The 19995-nt window shown below is 68.2% G+C and carries 18 protein-coding genes; 15 read left to right on the top strand and 3 right to left on the bottom strand.

Annotated elements, in window-relative coordinates; genetic code table 11:
- Positions 1 to 10 precede the first annotated feature (10 nt).
- Positions 11 to 271 (bottom strand): DUF3072 domain-containing protein, encoded by a 261-nt coding sequence (locus AB0280_RS11025; RefSeq protein ID WP_159634843.1) that lies wholly within the window; start codon positions 269 to 271, stop codon positions 11 to 13.
- A gap of 138 nt (positions 272 to 409) precedes the next feature.
- On the opposite strand from AB0280_RS11025, the gene AB0280_RS11020 reads away from it, so the two are divergent.
- The 14 genes from AB0280_RS11020 to AB0280_RS10955 all read left to right on the top strand — a co-directional run bounded on the left by AB0280_RS11020 (position 410) and on the right by AB0280_RS10955 (position 15799).
- Positions 410 to 1282 (top strand): NAD(P)-dependent oxidoreductase, encoded by an 873-nt coding sequence (locus tag AB0280_RS11020; RefSeq protein ID WP_275181368.1) that lies wholly within the window; start codon positions 410 to 412, stop codon positions 1280 to 1282.
- 188 nt (positions 1283 to 1470) lie between these two features.
- Positions 1471 to 2847 carry an MFS transporter gene (locus tag AB0280_RS11015; protein WP_366367256.1) on the top strand — a complete coding sequence of 459 codons (1377 nt, stop codon included), beginning with the start codon at positions 1471 to 1473 and terminating at the stop codon, positions 2845 to 2847.
- A 146-nt stretch (positions 2848 to 2993) separates the two neighbouring features.
- On the top strand, positions 2994 to 3656 hold the full coding sequence (locus tag AB0280_RS11010; RefSeq protein WP_307491143.1) for a GntR family transcriptional regulator: 663 nt from the start codon (positions 2994 to 2996) through the stop codon (positions 3654 to 3656).
- Entirely contained in the window at positions 3653 to 4822 is a 1170-nt protein-coding gene (locus AB0280_RS11005) for an MFS transporter (RefSeq protein ID WP_366367255.1), read from the top strand. Before AB0280_RS11010 ends, AB0280_RS11005 begins: the two co-directional genes overlap by 4 nt.
- A gap of 190 nt (positions 4823 to 5012) precedes the next feature.
- The gene (locus AB0280_RS11000) at positions 5013 to 5741 is read left to right on the top strand and encodes an HD domain-containing protein (RefSeq protein WP_307491146.1); all 729 of its coding nucleotides are present in this window, start codon (positions 5013 to 5015) and stop codon (positions 5739 to 5741) included.
- A 57-nt stretch (positions 5742 to 5798) separates the two neighbouring features.
- The gene (locus AB0280_RS10995) at positions 5799 to 6593 is read left to right on the top strand and encodes an IclR family transcriptional regulator (RefSeq protein ID WP_307491147.1); all 795 of its coding nucleotides are present in this window, start codon (positions 5799 to 5801) and stop codon (positions 6591 to 6593) included.
- 121 nt (positions 6594 to 6714) lie between these two features.
- Positions 6715 to 7992, top strand: coding sequence for a cytochrome P450 (locus AB0280_RS10990; RefSeq protein ID WP_307491148.1), 1278 nt, complete (start codon positions 6715 to 6717; stop codon positions 7990 to 7992).
- Positions 7993 to 7997: 5 nt separating this feature from the next.
- Positions 7998 to 9077 (top strand): PEP/pyruvate-binding domain-containing protein, encoded by a 1080-nt coding sequence (locus AB0280_RS10985; RefSeq protein ID WP_307491149.1) that lies wholly within the window; start codon positions 7998 to 8000, stop codon positions 9075 to 9077.
- 61 nt (positions 9078 to 9138) lie between these two features.
- Positions 9139 to 11007: a PEP-utilizing enzyme gene (locus AB0280_RS10980; RefSeq protein ID WP_307491150.1), complete on the top strand. Its 1869-nt coding sequence runs from the start codon at positions 9139 to 9141 to the stop codon at positions 11005 to 11007.
- Between the two features lie 37 nt (positions 11008 to 11044).
- Complete coding sequence (locus tag AB0280_RS10975; RefSeq protein WP_307491152.1) at positions 11045 to 11788, top strand: SDR family NAD(P)-dependent oxidoreductase; 744 nt, start codon at positions 11045 to 11047, stop codon at positions 11786 to 11788.
- Positions 11789 to 11838: 50 nt separating this feature from the next.
- Complete coding sequence (locus AB0280_RS10970; RefSeq protein ID WP_286400767.1) at positions 11839 to 12159, top strand: 2Fe-2S iron-sulfur cluster-binding protein; 321 nt, start codon at positions 11839 to 11841, stop codon at positions 12157 to 12159.
- 2 nt (positions 12160 to 12161) lie between these two features.
- On the top strand, positions 12162 to 13463 hold the full coding sequence (locus AB0280_RS10965; protein WP_307491154.1) for an NAD(P)/FAD-dependent oxidoreductase: 1302 nt from the start codon (positions 12162 to 12164) through the stop codon (positions 13461 to 13463).
- Between the two features lie 30 nt (positions 13464 to 13493).
- Positions 13494 to 14273, top strand: coding sequence for an HD domain-containing protein (locus AB0280_RS10960; protein ID WP_307491156.1), 780 nt, complete (start codon positions 13494 to 13496; stop codon positions 14271 to 14273).
- Positions 14270 to 15799: an aldehyde dehydrogenase family protein gene (locus AB0280_RS10955; protein WP_307491159.1), complete on the top strand. Its 1530-nt coding sequence runs from the start codon at positions 14270 to 14272 to the stop codon at positions 15797 to 15799. The genes AB0280_RS10960 and AB0280_RS10955 overlap by 4 nt, the downstream gene beginning before the upstream one ends.
- Positions 15800 to 15957: 158 nt before the next feature.
- On the opposite strand, the gene AB0280_RS10950 is transcribed toward AB0280_RS10955, so the two are convergent.
- Positions 15958 to 16530, bottom strand: coding sequence for an MOSC domain-containing protein (locus tag AB0280_RS10950; RefSeq protein ID WP_307491160.1), 573 nt, complete (start codon positions 16528 to 16530; stop codon positions 15958 to 15960).
- Between the two features lie 61 nt (positions 16531 to 16591).
- On the opposite strand from AB0280_RS10950, the gene AB0280_RS10945 reads away from it, so the two are divergent.
- On the top strand, positions 16592 to 17566 hold the full coding sequence (locus tag AB0280_RS10945; protein WP_307491162.1) for an alpha/beta hydrolase: 975 nt from the start codon (positions 16592 to 16594) through the stop codon (positions 17564 to 17566).
- A gap of 16 nt (positions 17567 to 17582) precedes the next feature.
- Here AB0280_RS10945 and AB0280_RS10940 read toward each other — a convergent pair whose 3' ends face one another.
- Positions 17583 to 19952, bottom strand: a complete 2370-nt coding sequence (locus AB0280_RS10940; RefSeq protein WP_307491353.1) for an excinuclease ABC subunit UvrA — start codon at positions 19950 to 19952, stop codon at positions 17583 to 17585.
- Positions 19953 to 19995: the final 43 nt, after the last annotated feature.

Below are 19995 nucleotides of genomic sequence, written 5' to 3'. Positions count from 1 at the left end.
CTTGCCGCGTCTAGCTGCCGGCGCTGCTGTCCCCGCCGCCGCCCACGCGGTTGCTGCGCTGCTGCAGCCGGTCGATGTGCTTTGACGCCTCCGCCTTGCTCAGATCAGCGGGAAGTTCCTCCCCCGCCTCGCGTGCAAGGGTATCGAGGTAGCTGCGCTGGGCTGCCGTCATGGGCTCGTCCCCGGTCACCCAGTCTTCCGGGTCCCTGTTGAGCCCTGCGTTAGGTTCGGGTTCCGGGCTGCCGATCGTTTCCTGGTTGCTGTCGCTCATGGGTACGAGTCTAGGCCGGGGCGCAGACATTCCACTGGAGCGTGCGCTCTGGAATGCCTCCGCTTGAATAAGTCGGGGAATCATGGAGACGTTGAGTAGGTAGACGCCGGACATCAACGCAGCCAGGAGAATGACTCGATGGATACCAAGCTCAAAGTCGCCGTGCTCGGGACGGGAATCATGGGAGCGGCCATGGCCCGGAACCTCCTGCGGGCCGGTCACGAGGTTTCCGTGTGGAACCGGGATGCGACCAAAACGGAACCCCTGGCTGCTGACGGCGCCCGGCGTGCCGCCAGTCCCGCCGACGCCGTGGAAGCGGCCGACGTGGTCCTGACCATGCTCTATGACGCCGCCGCGGTGGAAGAAGTGGTCCGGGCTGCAGCCCCGGGCTTCCGGCCAGGCACGGCCTGGATCCAGTCCACCACCGTGGGTGTGCAGGACGCGCCCGCTGTGGCCAAACTGGCCGCCGAGCTCGGACTGGACCTGGTGGAAGCGCCCGTGTCAGGCACCCGCGCGCCCGCTGAAGCCGGCCAGCTCCTGGTGCTGGCCGCCGGGCCTGACGCTGTGCGCCGGCGGGTGGCACCGGTGCTGGATGCCATTGGCGCCCGAACCATCTGGACGGGGCAGGACCCCGCTGAAGGGTCCGCCGCGCGGCTCAAACTTGTGGTGAACAGCTGGGTCATTGCCGCCTCCAACGCCGCCGGCGAGGTGGTTGCCCTTGCCCAGGCGCTCGGGGTCGATCCGCAGCAGTTCCTCAACGTAATCGACGGCGGCGGACTGGACCTTCCCTACCTACGGACCAAGATGGGGCTCATCCTGGATGAGGGACTCGAGCCTGCGTCCTTCGCCGTGGACACTGCCTGCAAGGATGCACACCTGATCGTCGATGCCGCCGCTGAGCAGGGCCTCAAGCTCGACGGCGCCGAAGCGTTCGCCGCCCGGCTGGACCGGGTGGCAGAACAGGGCCGCGCCAAGCAGGACATGGCTGCGGCGTACTACGCCAGCAGGTAGCAGCCGGGGCTCCCCGAGCAGGCTGGATAGCGCTTGCCCGTTGACGTAATGCACGTCACCTTCTATATTGGATGAATCGATTCAAGAGCTGCCGCCCAAGCCCGTCCCCCGTGGGTTTCTGCGCAGACACCGCCCCCACTGTTTCCAGGGGTTTCGGTTCCTTGCCAATGAAGACGAAGGACAAGCACATGAGCACCACCCCAACCCGCGTGGCCCCTTCCAGTCCAGCTGCTGGGGCGGGTCTGCGGGATCCCAAGAAGGCGGCAATGAGCGGCTGGATCGGAAGTGCCCTTGAGTACTACGACTTCGCGCTGTACTCGCTGGCTGCCACGCTGATCTTCCCCGCCATCTTCTTTCCCGCGGAAAACCCGACCGTTGGGATCATTGCCTCCCTTGCAACCTATGCGGTGGGATACGTCTCCCGCCCGGTAGGCGCCGTCGTCCTCGGTGCTTACGGGGACCGGCACGGACGCAAGAAGGTGCTCGTCTTCGCCATGCTGCTCATGGGCTTTGCCACCTTCGCCGTCGGGCTCCTGCCCACGTACGGGCAGGTGGGCCTCCTCGCCCCCGCCCTCCTGGTGATCCTCCGCCTGATCCAGGGCTTCGCGGTGGCCGGCGAACTGGGCGGCGCCAGCGCCATGATCGTCGAGCACTCGCCGGATGCCCGGCGCGGCTTCTTCGCCAGCTTCAGCCTCCAGGGCACCCAGGTGGGGTCGATCCTGGCCACCGCCGTCCTGCTGCCGCTCGCCGCCCTCCTTCCGGCTGACCAGTTCGGCTCCTGGGGCTGGCGCATCCCGTTCCTGCTCAGCGCCGTCGTCATCTTTGCCGGCTACCTCATCCGCCGCCGCGTGACCGAGCCTCCCGCCTACGCCGCGCAGCCCGGGACCGCCGGGGCCGCGCAGCGCTTTCCACTCGCCGAGCTCCTGCGCACCCGGCCGGGCGCACTGCTCCGCTGCATCCTCATGACCTTCACCAATGTCATCGGCATGGCCACCCTGATCTTCGGCGTCTCCTTTGCCACCCAGAAGGGCTACGGCAACGGGTTCTCCAGCAGCGAGTTCCTGTGGGTGACGCTGGTGGCCAATATCGCGGCCGTGGCCACCATTCCGGTGTTCGGCGCGCTCTCGGACAGGATCGGCCGGCGGATGCTGATGGCGGCCGGCGGCGTCACCGGCGGCGTCCTGGTGACCGGATACCTCTGGGCGATCGAGCAGGGGAGCCTGCCACTGGTCTTCGTCTGCGTGGTGATCGTGCAGGGCATCTTCTTCCAGATGTGGAACGCCACATTCGCCACGTTCTTCCAGGAGCAGTTCCCCATGCGGATCCGGGTGACCGGCTTCGCTGTTTCGCAGAACATCGGGCTCATGATCGCGTCGTTCTTCCCGAGCATTTTCACCGCGATCGCCCCTCCCGGTTCCGCGAACATCCCGCTGACCATCGGACTGACTACGCTCGGCATCTGCCTGGTCTCGGCCGTGGCCACCCTGATGTCCTCCGACACCAGGGATACGTCCCTGGAGGACCTGGAAACGCAAAAGACCGGACGAGCCGCAGACCGCGCTTAGGTCCGCCGTTCAAGGAGGCAGAGGGAGGGGCGGCGCCTGCTGCCCCTCCCTTCTTCGTGTGCCGGCCCGCGGCGCCAGGGCGGGCGGGCTCCGCGCGGTTCTTTTGTATAGATGTATACAAGTATGATGCCGAGTGGAGGTGGCACATGTCCGAAACACCCGCCCGGAACACCGGCGCACACTTTGTCTACCAGGAACTCAAGCGCCGGATCCTGGGCCTTGAGCTGAAACCGGGGGAGCGCATCTACGAACCGGCGATGGCATCGGCGCTGCAGGTGAGCCGCACGCCGCTGCGTGAGGCCATCCGGCGCCTCATCTCGGAAAGCCTGCTGGAACAGCAGCCCACAGGCGGGGTGCTGGTGCCGGCCCTTGACGAAGCTGCCATTTCGGAGCTCTACGAGGTCCGCGCGGCAATGGAATCCCTGATGGCCCGCAACGCCTGCCTGAAAGCGACGCCTGCTGACATCGAAGCCCTGCACGGCATCCTTGAACGCAACGCCGCCATGGCGACGTTCGCCGATGACGCCATGCAGCAGGGCATGGCGCTGCACTCAAAAATCGCCGCGATCGCCGGAAACTCCTGGGCCCGCCGCTTCCACGGCCAGATCTCGAGCCATATGGAGCGGTACCGGCACTTCACCAACAGCACCCAGGAGCGCCGGGACCAGGCCCTGGCCCAGCACCGGACCCTGGTGGATGCAGTGGCCGGCGGCGATCCGGACAAGGCTGCCGCCATCGCTTTCCAGCACGTGATGGGCGCCCGGGACGCCGCGGTGCGGGCCATCTCCGGCGCCACAACCAGCGCATGATCGGTGAACTCGGACGGCGCACGTCCACGGCCCTGCTGGTCCATTCCGCACTCATCCAGGCCGTCACCTTCCTGGTCCGCCCAGCCGCCACCTACCGTGCGCTCGAGCTCGATGTCCCCGGCTTCGCCCTGGGCCTCCTCGCCGCCAGCTACGCCGTCTTTCCGCTGCTGCTCGCCGTGCCCACGGGCGGCCTTGTGGACCGCCTCGGTGAGCGCAGGCTCATGGCGATCGGGTCCGCCGTCGTCCTCTCCTGCTCTGCCTTCCTGCTGCTGTGGGGCTCCTCGATCGTGGCCTTGGTCATCGGAACCGCGCTGCTGGGGGCCGGGCAACTGGCGTGCGTCGTGGGGCAGCAGGCGGTGGTGGCCAACAATGCCGCTTCGTCCCGGATGGACTCCGCGTTCGGATACCTGACGTTTGCCGCGTCCCTGGGGCAGGCCCTGGGGCCGCTGGCGATTTCCCTGGTGGGCGGCGCTTCCATCCGTCCCGACACCCAGGCGATCTTCCTTCTTTCGGTCGTCATGAGCCTGGTGCTGTTCGCCACCACCTTTGTTGTCCCGGCCCACGTCAGCGCGCGGAAACGGAAGACCGTTTCCGCTGGTTCGGGAAGTGCGGTAATGCTGCTGAAGTCACCCGGCGTGGCCCGGGCCCTCGCCACCAGCGCCACCGTCCTGGCCGTGGTGGACCTGACCATGGTCTACCTGCCGGCCCTCGGCGCCGACCGTGGACTTACCGCAGCAACCGTGGGCGCCATGCTGACCGTCCGCGCCGTCTTCTCCATGGTGTCGCGGCTCCTGCTGGGCCGGGTGTCCCGGAGGATTGGCCGGATGCGGCTGCTGGTGGTGAGTCTGGCCCTGTCCACCGCGGCGCTGGCAGCCGCAGCCATTCCCATGCCGGCGTGGCTGCTCTTTGTGGTGATGGCCGTGCTGGGGCTGGGCCTGGGCATCGGCCAGCCGCTGACCATGTCCTGGCTTTCGGCGCAGGCGCCGGCCGGGCAGCGGGGGCGGGCACTGGCCCTGCGGCTCGCCGGCAACCGGGTGGGGCAGGTGGTCCTGCCCAGCGCCATCGGCGTCGTTGCCGCCGGGCTGGGTGCGGGCGGCGTGTTCCTTGCGTCAGCCGTCGTGGTGGGCGGGATGCTCCTGCTGCTCCGCGGGGTGCAGCTGGACTAGCGCGTCCTTGCGTCACGCCGGGCAGGCTTTTAGGCTGCGAACGACGGCGGGTCCCCGGGTTTCCGGGGCTTCCCCGTCCCAGGTGGGCCGAAAGCGTGCCGTGCGTGACGCCGTCGTCCGCCCACCGTCCGGTTCCACTGGGCAGAAGCCGCCCGTTGCCCGTGGGCACGATGCCGGGCAGGCTGTAGGAATGACGAAGCTGCAGCCCGCCGCCAACCACTCAGGCCTCGACGCCGCCGCTGTTGCCTCCGGGATCGAGCCGCACCCGGCGGGGGTCATCGCGCTGGACCCGGTGCTGGCAGGGATCTGGGAACTGGCTGCACCATACCTGAAGGTCCGGGACAATGACGCCCACACCCTCTACGCCTTCGGCCTGGCCCGCGCCCTGCTGGACGCCCACCCGGAAGCGGACGCCGCGGTGGTGCTTCCAGCCATCCTGCTGCACGACACCGGCTGGTCACAGGTCCCGCCCGGCGACGTCCTGGCGGCCATTGCGCCGGGCGGCGGCAGGCCGGACCTGGTGCTGCTGCACGAAAAGGAGGGGGCGCGCCTGGCCGCGGACATCCTCATCGAGTGCCGTTATGACCGCATCAGGATCCCCGCCATCCTGAACATCATCGACGGCCACGATTCCCGGCGGGAGGCCCTCTCCATCGAGGACGCCATCGTCAAGGACGCGGACAAGACCTGGCGCCTCAGCCCGCACGGGATCGACACCGTCATGGACTGGTTCGGGCTGGACCGCGGACAGGCCCTGCGGCTCTGCTCCCAGCGCGTGCACGGCCACCTGTTCACCGCGGAGGCCCAGGCCATGGCGCGGGCACTGTCGGCACTGGAATCGGTCACCCTCTGGCCGCAGCGCAACGCCTGCTTGGCTGACCTGGAAACCGGCGCGGCCCGGAGCCGTTCCCGCGCTTAGACTCTTTCCGGACGCTGCCGGCACCCTGGGCCCAGCGCCAGGAGCGAGGAGGCCCCCATGGCCGGCGGCAGCCGCGACCCCGGACGCACCGTGACCTCTAAAGTGCTGTCCATCCTGGAAGCCTTCGAGACGTCCCGCGGCGCCCTCAGCCTGACCGATATCGCGGACAAATCCGGGCTCCCGCTCAGCACCGCGCACCGCCTGGTGAACGAACTGACCGACTGGGGATTCCTGTCGCGGGAACCGAACGGCCGCTACCAGCTGGGCATCCGGCTGTGGGAGCTGGCGCAGAACACCGGCCGCCAGCTGCGCGATGCCGCCCACCCCTACGTCCAGGACCTGTTCTCGCTGACCGGCGAGACGGCACACCTGGCCATCCGGGCCGGCAATGAGGTCCTCTACATCGACCGGGTCTACGGCTCCAAACGCGTGCCCCGCGCGTCCCGGGTGGGCGGCCGTCTGCCCATGCACGCCACCGCCGTCGGGAAAGTCATCCTGGCGTTCGAAGACGACTGGGTGCGCGACGCCTACCTGCACCGGGACCTGGAACGCGCCACCGCCCACACCCACATCGATCCGCAAAAATTCACCGCCGAGCTGGTGGACATCCACGCGCAGGGCTACGCCACCACCCTCGAGGAAGTGCGGCTTGGCTCGTGCTCCATTGCTGTCCCGGTGTTCCATACCGGCCGGATCGGCGCCGCGATCGGCCTGGTGCTGCCCACCGCCCAGGCATCCACCATGACCAGGTACCTTCCCGTCCTCAAGGGCATCTCAGCCCAAATCGAAAAGGCCACCGCGCGGATCCCCCTGGAGACATTGATCGGCGTCCACAAAGGCCCGCGGGGCTGACGTTCGTTTCCGTCCAGTGGAAGCCGGCGCTGTCCCCTCCCGGTGATGTGGACCACACTGGTCACTAAGAAACCCCCGCCGCCCTGAGGCGCCGGGCGGAGCCAAGTCACCAGGAGTCACCATGTCATCGTCGACAGAAACGGCTGGCCGCTGTCCTTTCGGGTACGGCGCCGAAGCCCCCGCCGGGCACCACGGCTACGAACCCTTCCAGATGAAGGATCCCTTCACCGCCTACGCAGAACTCCGGGCCGAGCAGCCCGTGATGTTCGATGAGCGCACCGGCCTGTACGTCGTCTCCCGCTACGACGACATCAAAGCCGTCTTCGAGGACTGGGAAACGTTCTCCAGTGAGAACGCCCAGGCCCCGGTCCGGGAACGCGGACCCGCCGCGAAAAAGATCATGGAAGAGGGCGGCTTCACCGCCTACTCCGGCCTCTCCGCCCGCCGGCCGCCGGAGCACACCCGCATCCGCGCCGTGGTGCAGAAGGCCTTCACGCCCCGCCGCTACAAGGCGCTGGAACCGTTCATCCGGCAGAACGTGGTGGACCTGCTCGGGAGGATGCTCTCCCGCGAAGAGCGCCGCGGCGACCTGGTCAAGGACCTGGCCTACGACGTTCCCACCATCACCATCCTCACCCTGATCGGGGCGGATGCTTCCCAGGTGGACACGTTCAAGCGCTGGTCCGACTCCCGGGCCGCCATGACCTGGGGCGACCTGAGCGACGAGGAGCAGATCCCGCACGCCCATAACTTGGTGGAGTACTGGCAGGAATGCCTGCGCCTGGTCCGGGTGGCCCACGAACAGGGCGGCGACAACCTCACCGCAGACCTGGTCAAGGCCCAGCAGGACGGCGCCGAAATTTCGGACCACGAGATCGCCTCGGTCCTCTACAGCCTGCTCTTCGCCGGGCACGAGACCACCACCACCCTCATCTCCAACGCCCTGCGCGAGCTCCTGGCCCGTCCGGAGCAGTGGGAGCAACTGGTGGCGGATCCCAAGAGGATCCCCGCCGCCATCGACGAGGTCCTCCGCTACGCCGGCTCCATCGTCGGATGGCGGCGCAAAGCCCTCAAGGACACCGAGGTGGGCGGAGTGCCCATCCAGGAGGGCTCGCAGCTGCTGCTCCTGATGGGCTCGGCCAACCGCGATGAAACCAAGTTCATTGACGGCGAGGACTTCGAGATCACCCGGCCGAACGCCCGCGAGCACCTCTCCTTTGGGTTCGGGATCCATTACTGCCTGGGCAACATGCTCGCCAAGCTGCAGGCGAAAATCGCGCTCGAGGAAGTGGCCCGGCTCGCCCCCGGGCTGCAGCTCGACGCCCCCGGGGACATCGCCTTCCGCGAAAACCTCTCCTTCCGTGTTCCCGAGACCGTTCCTGTCACCTGGAAGGCCTAAGCACCATGCACAGCAACGATTACGTCCAGTTCTTCGACGGCGGCATCGAGCCGAAGCTTGAAAACCTCGGCGGCAAGGGAGCGTCCCTGGTCACCATGACCTCCGCCGGCATGCCCGTTCCGCCCGGCTTCGTCGTCACCACCGCCCAGTTCGATGCCTTCATGGACGAAGCCGGCATCACGGCGAAGATCCACGAACTGCTCGCCGGGTTGGACCCTGAGGACACCCGCCAGGTGGACCAGGTGTCCGCAGCCATCCGCGAGGACATCTGCTCCCGCCCCGTCCCTGAAGAACTGCGCAGCATGACCATCGCCGCCTACGAATCCCTGATGGGACGCTTCGACGCCCCCGTCCCCGTGGCAGTGCGCTCCAGTGCCACCGCCGAGGACCTGCCGGACGCGTCCTTCGCCGGGCAGCAGGACACCTACCTCTGGCTGGACGGCGTCAAGGCAGTCACCGACCACATCCGCCAGTGCTGGGCTTCGCTCTACACCTCCCGCGCCATCATCTACCGGCTCAAGAACAGCATCCCCAACGAAGGCCTGTCCATGGCCGTGGTGGTGCAGAAGATGGTCAATTCCAAGGTTTCCGGCGTGGCCATCACCATGGACCCCACCAACGGCGACCGGTCCAAGATCACCATCGATTCCTCGTACGGCGTGGGCGAGATGGTGGTCTCCGGCCAGGTCACCCCGGACAACATCGTGCTGGACAAGGTGACCCTCGCCGTCGTCACCGAACACCTGGGCGACAAGCACGCCGAGCTGGTCCCGGACGCCGGCGCCAAGGGCCTGGTTGAACGCGAGGTCGACGACGAACGCCGGGGCCGCCGCAGCCTCACCGACGCCGAGCTCACCGCCGTCGCCCAGATGGCCAAGCGGGCCGAGAAGCACTACAAGTGCCCGCAGGACATTGAGTGGGCCCTCGACGCGGACCTCCCCGACGGCGAAAACCTGCTCCTCCTGCAGTCCCGGCCGGAAACGGTCCACTCCTCGAAGCCTGCCGCGGTGACCGCGCCCCAGCCGGTCGTCACCGGCGGCTACTTCAGGGGCTTGAGCACCCCCGCGCTCAAGCCGACTGCCTGACCCCCATCCGAGGCTTCACCCCCACCAAGGCTCACCGCCGAGCCCTCCTGAAAGGACCGCCATGTCCATGAAGTCGTTCCCCAAGCCCTCCGAACTGCCGGTTCCCGCCGGGGCCGAAGGCTGGGAAAAGATCTACCCCTACTACCTGGTGTTCCAGGACAAGCTCAAGGAGCAGGAGGACGCCAAGTTCTGGTTCTGCGACAGCCAGCACTGGCCCACTGTGTTCAAGCCCTTCGAGACCATCGGCGGCGAATTCGCGGTCAAGTGCCTGGGCCAGTACAACGCCAGGCACCTCATGATCCCCAACGCCAACGGCATCGAGTTCCGCATCCACCTGGGCTACCTCTACATGTCCCCCATTCCCGTCCCGGAGGACCAGATCGCCGCCCGCGTGCCGCTGTTCGAGCAGCGCGTCGGCCACTACTTCCAGAACTGGGAGCAGCTGCTCAAGGACTGGCACGTCAAGGTCAAGGGCACCATCGCCGAGATGGAAGCCATCTCTTTCCCCAAGCTGCCGGACATGGTCCCGCTCGAGGACATCACCTCCGGCAAGGGCAAGGACGGTTCCGAGAAGCTCCTGGAAAGCTACGACCGGCTCATCCAGCTGGCCTACCAGAACTGGCAGTACCACTTCGAGTTCCTCAACCTGGGCTACATCGCCTACCTGGACTTCTTCAACTTCTGCAAGCAGGTCTTCCCCAACATCCCGGACCAGTCGATCGCCAGCATGGTCCAGGGCGTGGACATGGAACTGTTCCGGCCCGATGACGAGCTCAAGCAGCTCGCCAAGCTCGCCGCCGAGCTGGGCCTGCAGCCCCACTTTGGAAACACGGACGACGTCGAGGCTACTTTGGGTGCCATCGCCGCCGCCCCGGGCGGGGACCGCTGGCTGGCCCAGTACGAAGGTGCCAAGGACCCGTGGTTCAACTTCACCGTGGGCAACGGCTTCTACGGCCACGACAAGTACTGGAACGTGAACCAGGAAATCCCGCTGGGCTACATCGCCGACTACATCCGGCGCGTGGACGAAGGCCAGGAGATCATGCGTCCCGTCGAGGCCCTCATCGTCGAACGCGACCGCATCATCGAGGAATACCGGGACCTCCTCGAAGGCGACAACCAGGCCGTCTTCGACGCCAAGCGCGGCCTCGCCGCCACCGCCTACCCCTACGTGGAGAACCACAACTTCTACATCGAGCACTGGACCATGGGCGTCTTCTGGCGCAAGATCCGCGAACTCTCCCGCATGATGCATGCCGAGGGTTTCTGGACCCAGCCGGACGACCTGCTCTACCTGGGCCGCAACGAGGTCCGCGACGCCCTCTTCGACCTGGTCACCGGCTGGGGCGTGGGCGCCAAGCCCATCGGCCCCGACTACTGGCCCGAGGAGATCGAACGCCGCCGCGGCATCGTGGACGCACTCAAGACCGCCCGCCCCGCGCCGGCCCTGAACACCCCACCGGCCTCCATCACCGAACCCTTCACCCGGATGCTCTGGGGCATCACCACCGAGCAGGTCCAGCAGTGGCTGGGAGCGGGCGAAGAAGTGGAAGGCGGCGGACTCCGCGGCATGGCCGCCTCGCCCGGCGTGGTGGAAGGCCTGGCCCGCGTGGTCACCGACGCCGACCAGCTCTCCGAGGTGCAGCAGGGCGAGATCCTGGTGGCCACGGTGACGGCGCCCTCCTGGGGACCCATCTTCGGCAAGATCAGCGCAACCGTCACGGACATCGGCGGCATGATGAGCCACGCCGCGATCGTGTGCCGTGAATACGGCCTGCCGGCCGTGACCGGAACGGGCTCCGGGTCCACCACCATTAAGACCGGCCAGCGGCTGCGTGTGGACGGCACCAAGGGCACGGTCCAGATCCTGGACGCCGAGGACGACCTTGTGGTTGCCGGACCCGGCGCCCACAGCCATAGCCATGTCTGATCTGGACATGCCCTCAGGAGAATATTCCACTGAGGGCATGAATGATAGAACGGTCCTCATCACGGGAGCCGCCGGCGGGCTGGGAAGGGCGTTCGCGCTCGGCTTCGCCGGCCGCGGCTACCGGGTGGCGGTGGCCGACATCAATCTCGAGGGTGCCGAACAGACCGCCAAGCTGGTCCGGGAAGCCGGCGCCCGCGCCGCTGCCTTCGCCGCCGACGTGACCGACCTGGACTCCACGGAGCAGCTCGCCGCGAGCTGCGCGGACTTCGGAAACGGACGCATCGACGTCGTCCTCAACAACGCGGCGGTCTACGCGGGGGTGACACGCAGCCGCTTCGAGGACATCGATCCGGCCGAATGGGACCTGGTGATGAACGTCAACCTCAAGGGACCCTGGCTGGTGACCCGCGCCGCGAGCCCCTACCTGGCCGAGGGTGGCCGCGTCATCAACCTCTCCAGCGCCACGATCTTCAGCGGCTCCGAGCAATGGGCGCACTACGTCGCCTCCAAGGGCGGCGTAGTGGCCCTCACCCGGGTCATGGCCAAGGAACTGGGCCGGCGGGGGATCACGGTGAACGCCATCGCCCCCGGCTTCACGCTCACCGAAGCCAGCTACGGGCTCATGGAAAACGCCGAGAACTACGGCGTGGACCGCGGCGCCATCAAACGCGCCAGCCAGCCCGAGGACATTGTGGGCGCCGCCCTGTTCCTCGCCGGGCCCGACAGCTCCTACTACACCGGCCAGACCATGGTGGTGGACGGCGGCCGGCAGTTCATCTGACCGGCCACCCCCCGCCACCACCCAACCAACTTCAACCAAGGAGGACCACAATGCCAACGGTTCACTTCACCGACGCAGAAGGCACCGTCCGGGACGTCGAAGGCAATGCAGGCGATTCGGTCATGGAAACCGCGGTGCGCAACGGCGTCCCCGGCATCGTGGCCGAATGCGGCGGCTCGCTGTCCTGCGCCACCTGCCACGTCTTCGTCCGCGAGGACTGCGCCTCGCAGCTTCCTCCCATGGAGGACATGGAGGATGAAATGCTCTACGGCACCGCCGTGGACCGTGAAGACAACTCCCGGCTGTCCTGCCAGCTCCGCCTGACGGAGGAGCTCGAACTCTTCGTCACCACCCCCGAAACCCAGGTGTAGCCATGGGAACGCAGGCAGTGGAGCAGGAAGCCGGAACGGCCACGGTCCCCACCCGGACCGGGCTCCTGATCATCGGCGCCAGCCAGTCCGGCGTGCAGCTGGCCGTATCGCTCCGGGCGCTCGGCTTCGACGAACACATCACCCTGCTGGGGGACGAGAACCACCGCCCGTACCAGCGGCCGGCGCTGTCCAAGGAGTTCCTGCAGGGCACCGTGGAAAGCGAATCCCTCATCTTCCGGTCCAACGACTACTGGGCCGAGCACAACGTGGACCTGGTCAAGGGCGAATACATCGTCCGGATCGACAAGGAAGCGGACGGTTCCGGGGTGGCGCATGCGTCCTCGGGCCGGGAGTTCCCGTTCAAGCGGCTGGCCCTCACCGTAGGCGCCCGCGCCCGGAAACTGGAGATTGACGGCAACGGCCTGGACGGCGTGCTCTACCTCCGCAACGCCGACGACGCCCTGGCCCTGAAGGCAAAAGTGGGCGACGCCACGGATGTGGTGGTGATCGGCGGCGGGTTCATCGGCCTCGAGGCCGCGTCCAGCCTGCAGAAAATGGGTAAGAACGTCACCGTGCTCGAGTTCGGCCCGCGGCTGGTGGGCAGGGCCGTCGGGGAGGAAACCGCCGAATACTTCCTGCAGGCCCACCGGTCACGCGGCCTCGACATCCGTCTCAACACCAGTGCGGCGCGCTTCACCGCTGACGACGGCGGCACCCGGGTTGCCGCCGTCGAACTCCAGGACGGGACGGTACTGCCGGCACAGATCGTCCTGATCGGCATCGGCGTCATCCCCAACACCCAACTGGCAGAACAGCTGGGCCTTGCGGTGGACAACGGCGTGGTGGTGGACCGGTTCGCGCTGGCCTCCGACGGCACCACGGTGGCCGTGGGGGACGTCGCCAACATGCCCAACCCCGTTCCCGGCTCCGAGCCCGGGGAACGGATCCGGCTGGAAAGCGTCAACAACGCCATCGAGCACGCCAAGGTGGCCGCGTATTCCCTGACCGGGCGGCGCGAGGAGTACGCCGGAATCCCGTGGTTCTGGTCCAACCAGGCGGACCTCAAGCTGCAGATCGCCGGCCTGTGCAACGGCTACGACCGGACCGTAGTCCGGAACGACCGGGAACGCGGAAAATTCAGCGTCCTCTACTACCGCCAGGGCCGCATCATCGCCGCGGACTGCGTCAACGCGCCGCTGGACTTCATGGCCGTCAAGAACGCACTCGCCAAGGGCCTCAACATTCCCGCCGGGGCCGCAGCAGACCCCGGCACCCAACTCAAGACCATCACCACGGACAGCTAGCCGCGAGGCCGGCCAACCCGAAGGAGCATTATGAGCACCCCCAAGACGCCGTTTGCCCCGGCGGAGCCCGGCATTGCCGCCGGCAGCGCCCCCGGTGCCCCCGGCACCGCACCGGACACGGGCGACGCCCTGGCCGATGCCTTCGCCGCCGAATACAGCGTCCGCCCCATCCCCGCCCCCGGCCCCGTGGACACCACCCCCATTGCCGGCACCCCCGCGGCCCTGGACTCGCTCGACGCGCTCTGGAAGGCCGTGGTCCACGAGACCCGGACCCGCGGCAACGACATCCACCTGCCCATCTCCCTTGCGTTCGCCGAACGGCTGTGCCGCGCCTACCCGGACGCGGATGCAGACCTGGTGCGGGTGGCCACGCTGCTGCATGACACCGGCTGGGCCCACGTGGATGAATCCCGGATCCTCTCGGAAGGGTTCACGGGGGACTGGCGCAAGGCAACCATCCGCTATGAGCACGAAAAGCAGGGCTGCGACGTGGCCCGCCGGGTCCTTCCCGGCCTGGGCTATGCCCCCGGGTTCGTGGAGCAGGTCTGCGCAATCATTGACGGCCACGACACCCGGCCCGTGGCCCGCTCCCTCGAGGACGCGCTGATGCGTGACGCCGACAGGCTGTGGCGGTTCGACCACGCCGGCATCGCCCTCGCCTCCTCCTGGTTCGGGATGGATCCCGCCACCTACACGGACCGGCTGGCCGCCGAAATCATCCCCGAGCTCATCACCGGGGCCGCCCTCGAGATGGCCACCGCGGACCTTGCCCGGTCCAACGCGCTGCTGAAGACGGCGGTGATCCGATGACCTCCGCCACGCATGACGCACCGGCCGGCGCACCGGCCTTGACCACGCGGTCCGGCCTGGCGCTGCCGCACACCCACGTGGACACCATCTACGTCGACGGCGCCTGGCAGCGGTCCCGGGGCACCGGCCGGAACCCGGTCACCGACCCCGCCACCGGCGAAGTCTGGGGCTCTGTCCCGGACGGCACGCCGGGGGACGTGGACGCCGCCGTCGGTTCCGCCCAGAAGGCGTTCGCCGGCGAATGGCCCCGGCTGGCACCGTCCGAGCGGGCCGCCTACCTGCTCCGGATCGCCGACGAAGTGGAGAAGCGCGCTGACGAACTCTCCCTGACCAACTCGCGGGAGAACGGATCCCCGGTGGCCGAATCCTCCGGTGCCGCCGCCAACGCCGCCGGGATCCTGCGTTACTTCGCCACCCTGGACGGATACCTGGAACAGGAGGACGTCCGGCCCTTCCCGCGCGGCGGCGGTGAGTCCGTGGTGCGGCGGGACCCGCTGGGCGTCTGCGCGCTGATCGCCCCGTGGAACTTCCCCATCAACCTGGTGATGATCAAGCTGGCGCCGGCGCTGCTGGCCGGCTGCACCGTGGTGATCAAACCGGCGTCGCCCACCCCGCTGTCCATCCGTGTGATCATCGATGCCATTGCCGCAGCAGGCGTCCCGGCCGGCGTCGTCAACCTGGTCACCGGCTCCGGCCGGCTGGGCGACGTGCTGGTCAAGCACCCCGGAGTGGCCAAAGTGGCATTCACGGGGTCGACGCCGGTGGGCCGGAAAATCGCCGCCGCCTGCGGTGAGCTGCTGCGTCCGGTCACCCTGGAGCTGGGCGGCAAGTCCAGCGCCATCGTGCTGCCGGACGCGGACCTGGACGCCATGTCCCGGGTGCTGATCAAGTCCTCCATGCGGAACACCGGGCAGACCTGCTACATCTCCACCCGCATCCTGGCCCCGGCCAGCCGGTATGACGAGGTGGTGGACATGGTCACGGCCACCATCGCCGCCGGGAAGCAGGGCGACCCCCTGGATCCGGACACGGTGTTTGGCCCCTGCGCCACCGAAGCGCAGTACCGGACGGTCATGGAATACGTCGAGTCCGGGCTGGCTGAAGGCGCCCGCGCCACCACCGGAGGACGCGCTGCGTCCCTTGCCGGAGGGCTGGAGGACGGCTACTTCATTGAGCCCACGGTGTTCGCCGACGTCACCCCGGACATGCGGATAGCCCGGGAGGAGATCTTCGGGCCGGTGATCACCATCCTCAAATACAACGACGCCGGCGGCAGCGTCGAGGAGGCAGTGGCACTGGCGAACAACACCGAATTCGGCCTGGGCGGCCTGGTGTTCGGCCGGGACGAGGACGCCGCGCTCGCCGTGGCGGACCGCATGGACACGGGCTCGGTGGGACTGAACTTCTTCGCCTCCAACCACTCCGCCCCGTTCGGCGGCCGGCACGACTCCGGGCTGGGCACCGAGTACGGGATCGAGGGCCTCAACGCCTACCTGAGCTACAAGTCGATCCACCGGAAACGGTAGGCCGCGGCAGGCGTCACGCGAGGCAGGCTTTCAGGCAGCGCACGACGGCGGGATCCCGGGTTTCCGGGGCTTCCCCGCCCCGGGTGGGCCGAAAGCGTGCCGTGCGTGACGCCGTCTTCCGTCTTACGTCCTGCCGGGGCGTCCTAGGGCAGGGCCTGCTAGGGCAGCCGGGACGGCCGCAGGACGCTGGCCTCGCCTGCCCGGGCAGGGTCCAGCGGCACAGGGCTGACCAGCACCGCAGGACCCCGGTGCAGGAAGCCGCTGGAGACGGCCCGGCAGCGGATGCCCCCGCGGCCACGCATGGCCGGATGGGCGCCGGGGGCGAGCATTTCGTTCATCCACGCGCAGGGCTGGGCGTGCCGGCCGCCGTGCAGGGTCACCTGGGAGCCGCCGGATTCCAGCACGAAGTCCTGCCCCAACAGTGGGGCCAGCTGGGCCCCGCGCAGCACCACGTTCCGGCGGGTCAGCAGCGGATCGAACGGCGCCGAGCCCAACTCTGCGGCGATGGCCTCGAGGGACTCGACGGCGAACAGGGTCACCGCGGCGTCCATGTGCGCGGCCTTGCCGAAGAACCGGTCGTCCACGATGCCCTTGCCGGCCACCACCTCAGCCTGCGGAGCATCAGTGGTGGGAACGTCGGCGGCGCCGTCCCGGGCTCGGCCAAAGTAAGCGTGCGCGGGGGATACCAGCAGGTGCAGGATCTCGACGTCGTACCGGAACATTTCGGGCATACGGCCAGCGTAGGCCAGCCCGGCATTGAAATCCTGCCGCCGGATGGAAGGATCAGGAACCATGGAGACCTCACCGGCCGGCCAAGCCAGTGCGCCGCCCAGGAAGCGGACGGCCCTGTTCTGGGCATCGGCGGCTTGCGCTGCCGCCCTGATGGGGGTTGCGCTGTGGATGCTGGCAGGCAACCCCGCCGTCCTGGGCGGCCATCCGCTGCTGCCGGGCATCCTGCTGGCCGCGTCAGCCGCCGGTGCAGCTTGGGCAGCCCTGCTCTCGCTCCGCCGCGATGTGCCCCGGCCCCGCTCCCGCGTCCGGGCCATCGGCGGGTGGGCCGGCAGGCTGGCCGTCCTGGCCCTCGCCGCTGGGCTCGCCTGGCTCAACCCCTTCGCCTATCAGCCGGGCCCGACGGCGGAGGCCGGGCCGGCGTCGGACCTCACCGTCACCGAAACGGACACCGCCATCACCATGGCGCCCGACGCAGCCAGGACCACCAAGGGGCTGGTCTTCTACCCGGGAGCACGCGTTGATGCCCGGGCCTACCGGGACGTCCTGGCTCCCGCGGTCGGTGCCGGGTACCGGGTGGTCATCCTGAAGGAACCGCTCGGGCTCAGCCTGCTGGACGGCAACCAGGCCCGCAGCGCCATCGAGGACAACCCGGACATCACTACATGGGCGGTGGGCGGCCACTCCCTGGGCGGGGTGTCCGCATCGTCATTCGCCCTGGCGAACACCGACATCACCGGCCTGGTGCTGTACGCCTCCTACCCGGTGGAATCGCTGCGGGGACGGACCGGCCTTTCCGTCCTGTCCGTCTCCGGGACCAAGGACGGTCTCAGCACGCCGGACAAGATCCAGGCCTCCCGGGAACTCCTGCCCCCGGATACTGAGTTCGCCGCCGTCCAGGGCGGAGTGCACGCGTTCTTCGGCGACTACGGTGATCAGCCCGGCGACGGCGAGCCCGGCATCAGCCGCAGCGCCGCCCAGCAGCAGATTGGCACCGCCACCGTCAGCTTCCTGGGCCAGCTGCCGGGCAGCCGCTAAGCACGGTCCAGCGGCTTCAGGCCCCGACGTACGCCGCCAGATGCTGGCCGGTGAGCGTGGCCCGGCCGGCCACCAGGTCAGCCGGGGTGCCCTCGAAGACGATCCTGCCGCCGTCGTGCCCTGCTCCCGGACCGATATCGATGATCCAGTCACCGTGCACCATCACCGCCTGGTGGTGCTCGATGACGATGACCGACTTCCCGGAGTCAACCAGCCGGTCCAGGAGCCCCAGCAGCTGTTCCACGTCCGCCAGGTGCAAACCCACCGTGGGCTCATCAAGGATGTAGACATCCCCGGACTCAGCCATCTGGGTGGCCAGCTTCAGCCGCTGGCGCTCGCCGCCGGACAGGGTGGTCAGCGGCTGGCCCAGTGAAATGTAGCCCAGGCCCACATCCGCCAGGCGTTCCAGGACCTTGTGCGCGGCGGGCGTTTTGGCGTCCCCCTCGGCAAAGTAGGCCAATGCCGCGTCCACGGACATGTCCAGGACATCTGCAATGTTCTGGCCGCCCAGGGTATATTCGAGGACGGCGGGCTGGAAGCGGCGGCCCTCGCAGTCTTCGCAGGTGGACTCCACCGTGGCCATGACGCCCAGTTCGGTGAAGATCACCCCGGCGCCGTTGCAGGTGGGGCACGCGCCCTCGGAGTTCGAGCTGAACAGCGCCGGCTTCACACCGTTGGCCTTGGCGAATGCCTTCCGGATGGGCTCGAGGAGCCCCGTGTAGGTGGCCGGATTGCTCCGCCGTGAGCCCTTGATGGCACCCTGGTCGATGACGACCACGCCTTCGCGCTTTGCCAGCGAGCCGTGGATCAGGGAGCTCTTGCCGGACCCGGCCACGCCCGTCACCACGCAGAGCACGCCCAGCGGCACATCGACGTCGACGTCCTGCAGGTTGTTCGTCGACGCGCCCCGGACCTCCAGGGCGCCCGTAGCGTTCCGGAAGGACTCCTTGAGGCGGGCGCGGTCGTCCAGGTGGCGCCCGGTGATGGTGCCGCTGGAACGCAGCCCGTCCACGTTGCCCTCGTAGACGATCTCGCCGCCGCCGGTGCCGGCCTTGGGACCGAGGTCGACGACGTGGTCGGCGATGGCGATCATCTCCGGTTTGTGCTCCACCACCAGGACGGTGTTGCCTTTGTCCCGCAGCTGCAGCAGGAGCGTGTTCATCCGCTCGATGTCGTGTGGGTGCAGGCCGATGCTGGGTTCGTCGAAAACGTAGGTGACATCCGTGAGGGAGGAGCCCAGGTGGCGGATCATCTTGGTCCGCTGTGCCTCGCCGCCGGAGAGGGTGCCGGCCGGGCGGTCCAGTGAGAGGTAGCCCAGGCCGATCTCGGCAAACGAGTCCAGCAGGTCCCGGAGCCCGGCGAGCAACGGCCGGACCGAGGGCTCGTCCAGGCCGCGGATCCACTGCGCCAGGTCGCTGATCTGCATGGTGCACAGGTCCGCGATGTTCTTGCCGTTGATCCGGGAGTTGAGCACCTCCGGGGTCAGCCGGGTCCCGCCGCAGTCCGGGCACACCGCGAAGGTGACGGCGCGCTCCACGAACCGCTTCACGTGCGGCTGCATGGCCTCCACGTCCTTGGAGAGCATGGATTTCTGGATCTTGGGGATGACGCCCTCGAACGTGAGGTTGACGCCTTCCACCTTGATCTTGGTGGGCTCGGCGTACAGCATCGTGTCCAGCTGCTTCGCCGTGAACTTGGCGATCGGCTTGTCCATGGGCAGGCCCATGCCCTCGAACAGGCGGCCGTACCAGCCGTCCATGGAGTAGCCGGGAACGGTGAGCGCGCCCTCGTTCAGGGACTTTGACTCGTCATAGAGGGCGGTCCGGTCGATGTCGCTAATGTTCCCCATGCCCTCGCAGCGCGGGCACATGCCGCCCAGGTAGGTGACCTGGCGGACCACGTTCTTTTCCACCCGGCCGCCCTTCTCGGTGCTCATGATGCCGCTGGCCTTACGGGTGGGCACGTTGAAGGAGAAGGCCGTCGGCGGGCCGACATAGGGCTTGCCCAGGCGGCTGAACAGGATCCGCAGCATGGCGTTGGCATCGGTGGCCGTGCCCACGGTGGAGCGCGGGTTGGCGCCCATCCGCTCCTGGTCCACGATGATCGCCGTGGTCAGTCCCTCCAGCCGGTCCACGTCCGGCCGGGCCAGGCTGGGCATGAACCCCTGGACAAAAGCGCTGTAGGTTTCGTTGATCATCCGCTGCGACTCGGCGGCGATGGTGGCGAACACCAGGGAGCTCTTCCCTGAGCCGGAAACACCCGTGAACGCGGTCAGCCGGCGCTTGGGCAGCTCCAGGCTCACGTCCTTCAGGTTGTTCTCCCGTGCGCCCTGCACCCGGATCAGGTCGTGGCTGTCGGCAACGTGCGCCGCCTGCCTGGTTTCCATGTCTGCTTCCGTGCTCAAGGTGTCCCCCTCTTCCTGGAGCGGC

The sequence above is a fragment of the Pseudarthrobacter sp. 902506025 genome, assembly GCF_040702325.1.
Classification (GTDB): domain Bacteria; phylum Actinomycetota; class Actinomycetes; order Actinomycetales; family Micrococcaceae; genus Arthrobacter.
Note: the sequence above shows the minus strand (reverse complement) of the source record. Positions and strands in the feature narration are given on the sequence as shown.

Coding starts and splice junctions, on each gene's coding strand:
- AB0280_RS11020 (WP_275181368.1), top strand. CDS start 410: ATGGATACCAAGCTCAAAGTCGCCGTGCTCGGGACGGGAATCATGGGA.
- AB0280_RS10975 (WP_307491152.1), top strand. CDS start 11,045: ATGAATGATAGAACGGTCCTCATCACGGGAGCCGCCGGCGGGCTGGGA.
- AB0280_RS10965 (WP_307491154.1), top strand. CDS start 12,162: ATGGGAACGCAGGCAGTGGAGCAGGAAGCCGGAACGGCCACGGTCCCC.
- AB0280_RS10990 (WP_307491148.1), top strand. CDS start 6,715: ATGTCATCGTCGACAGAAACGGCTGGCCGCTGTCCTTTCGGGTACGGC.
- AB0280_RS10950 (WP_307491160.1), bottom strand. CDS start 16,530: ATGCCCGAAATGTTCCGGTACGACGTCGAGATCCTGCACCTGCTGGTA.
- AB0280_RS10985 (WP_307491149.1), top strand. CDS start 7,998: ATGCACAGCAACGATTACGTCCAGTTCTTCGACGGCGGCATCGAGCCG.
- AB0280_RS11010 (WP_307491143.1), top strand. CDS start 2,994: ATGTCCGAAACACCCGCCCGGAACACCGGCGCACACTTTGTCTACCAG.
- AB0280_RS10995 (WP_307491147.1), top strand. CDS start 5,799: ATGGCCGGCGGCAGCCGCGACCCCGGACGCACCGTGACCTCTAAAGTG.
- AB0280_RS10945 (WP_307491162.1), top strand. CDS start 16,592: ATGGAGACCTCACCGGCCGGCCAAGCCAGTGCGCCGCCCAGGAAGCGG.
- AB0280_RS11015 (WP_366367256.1), top strand. CDS start 1,471: ATGAGCACCACCCCAACCCGCGTGGCCCCTTCCAGTCCAGCTGCTGGG.
- AB0280_RS11005 (WP_366367255.1), top strand. CDS start 3,653: ATGATCGGTGAACTCGGACGGCGCACGTCCACGGCCCTGCTGGTCCAT.
- AB0280_RS11000 (WP_307491146.1), top strand. CDS start 5,013: ATGACGAAGCTGCAGCCCGCCGCCAACCACTCAGGCCTCGACGCCGCC.
- AB0280_RS10955 (WP_307491159.1), top strand. CDS start 14,270: ATGACCTCCGCCACGCATGACGCACCGGCCGGCGCACCGGCCTTGACC.
- AB0280_RS10940 (WP_307491353.1), bottom strand. CDS start 19,952: ATGGAAACCAGGCAGGCGGCGCACGTTGCCGACAGCCACGACCTGATC.
- AB0280_RS10960 (WP_307491156.1), top strand. CDS start 13,494: ATGAGCACCCCCAAGACGCCGTTTGCCCCGGCGGAGCCCGGCATTGCC.
- AB0280_RS11025 (WP_159634843.1), bottom strand. CDS start 271: ATGAGCGACAGCAACCAGGAAACGATCGGCAGCCCGGAACCCGAACCT.
- AB0280_RS10980 (WP_307491150.1), top strand. CDS start 9,139: ATGTCCATGAAGTCGTTCCCCAAGCCCTCCGAACTGCCGGTTCCCGCC.
- AB0280_RS10970 (WP_286400767.1), top strand. CDS start 11,839: ATGCCAACGGTTCACTTCACCGACGCAGAAGGCACCGTCCGGGACGTC.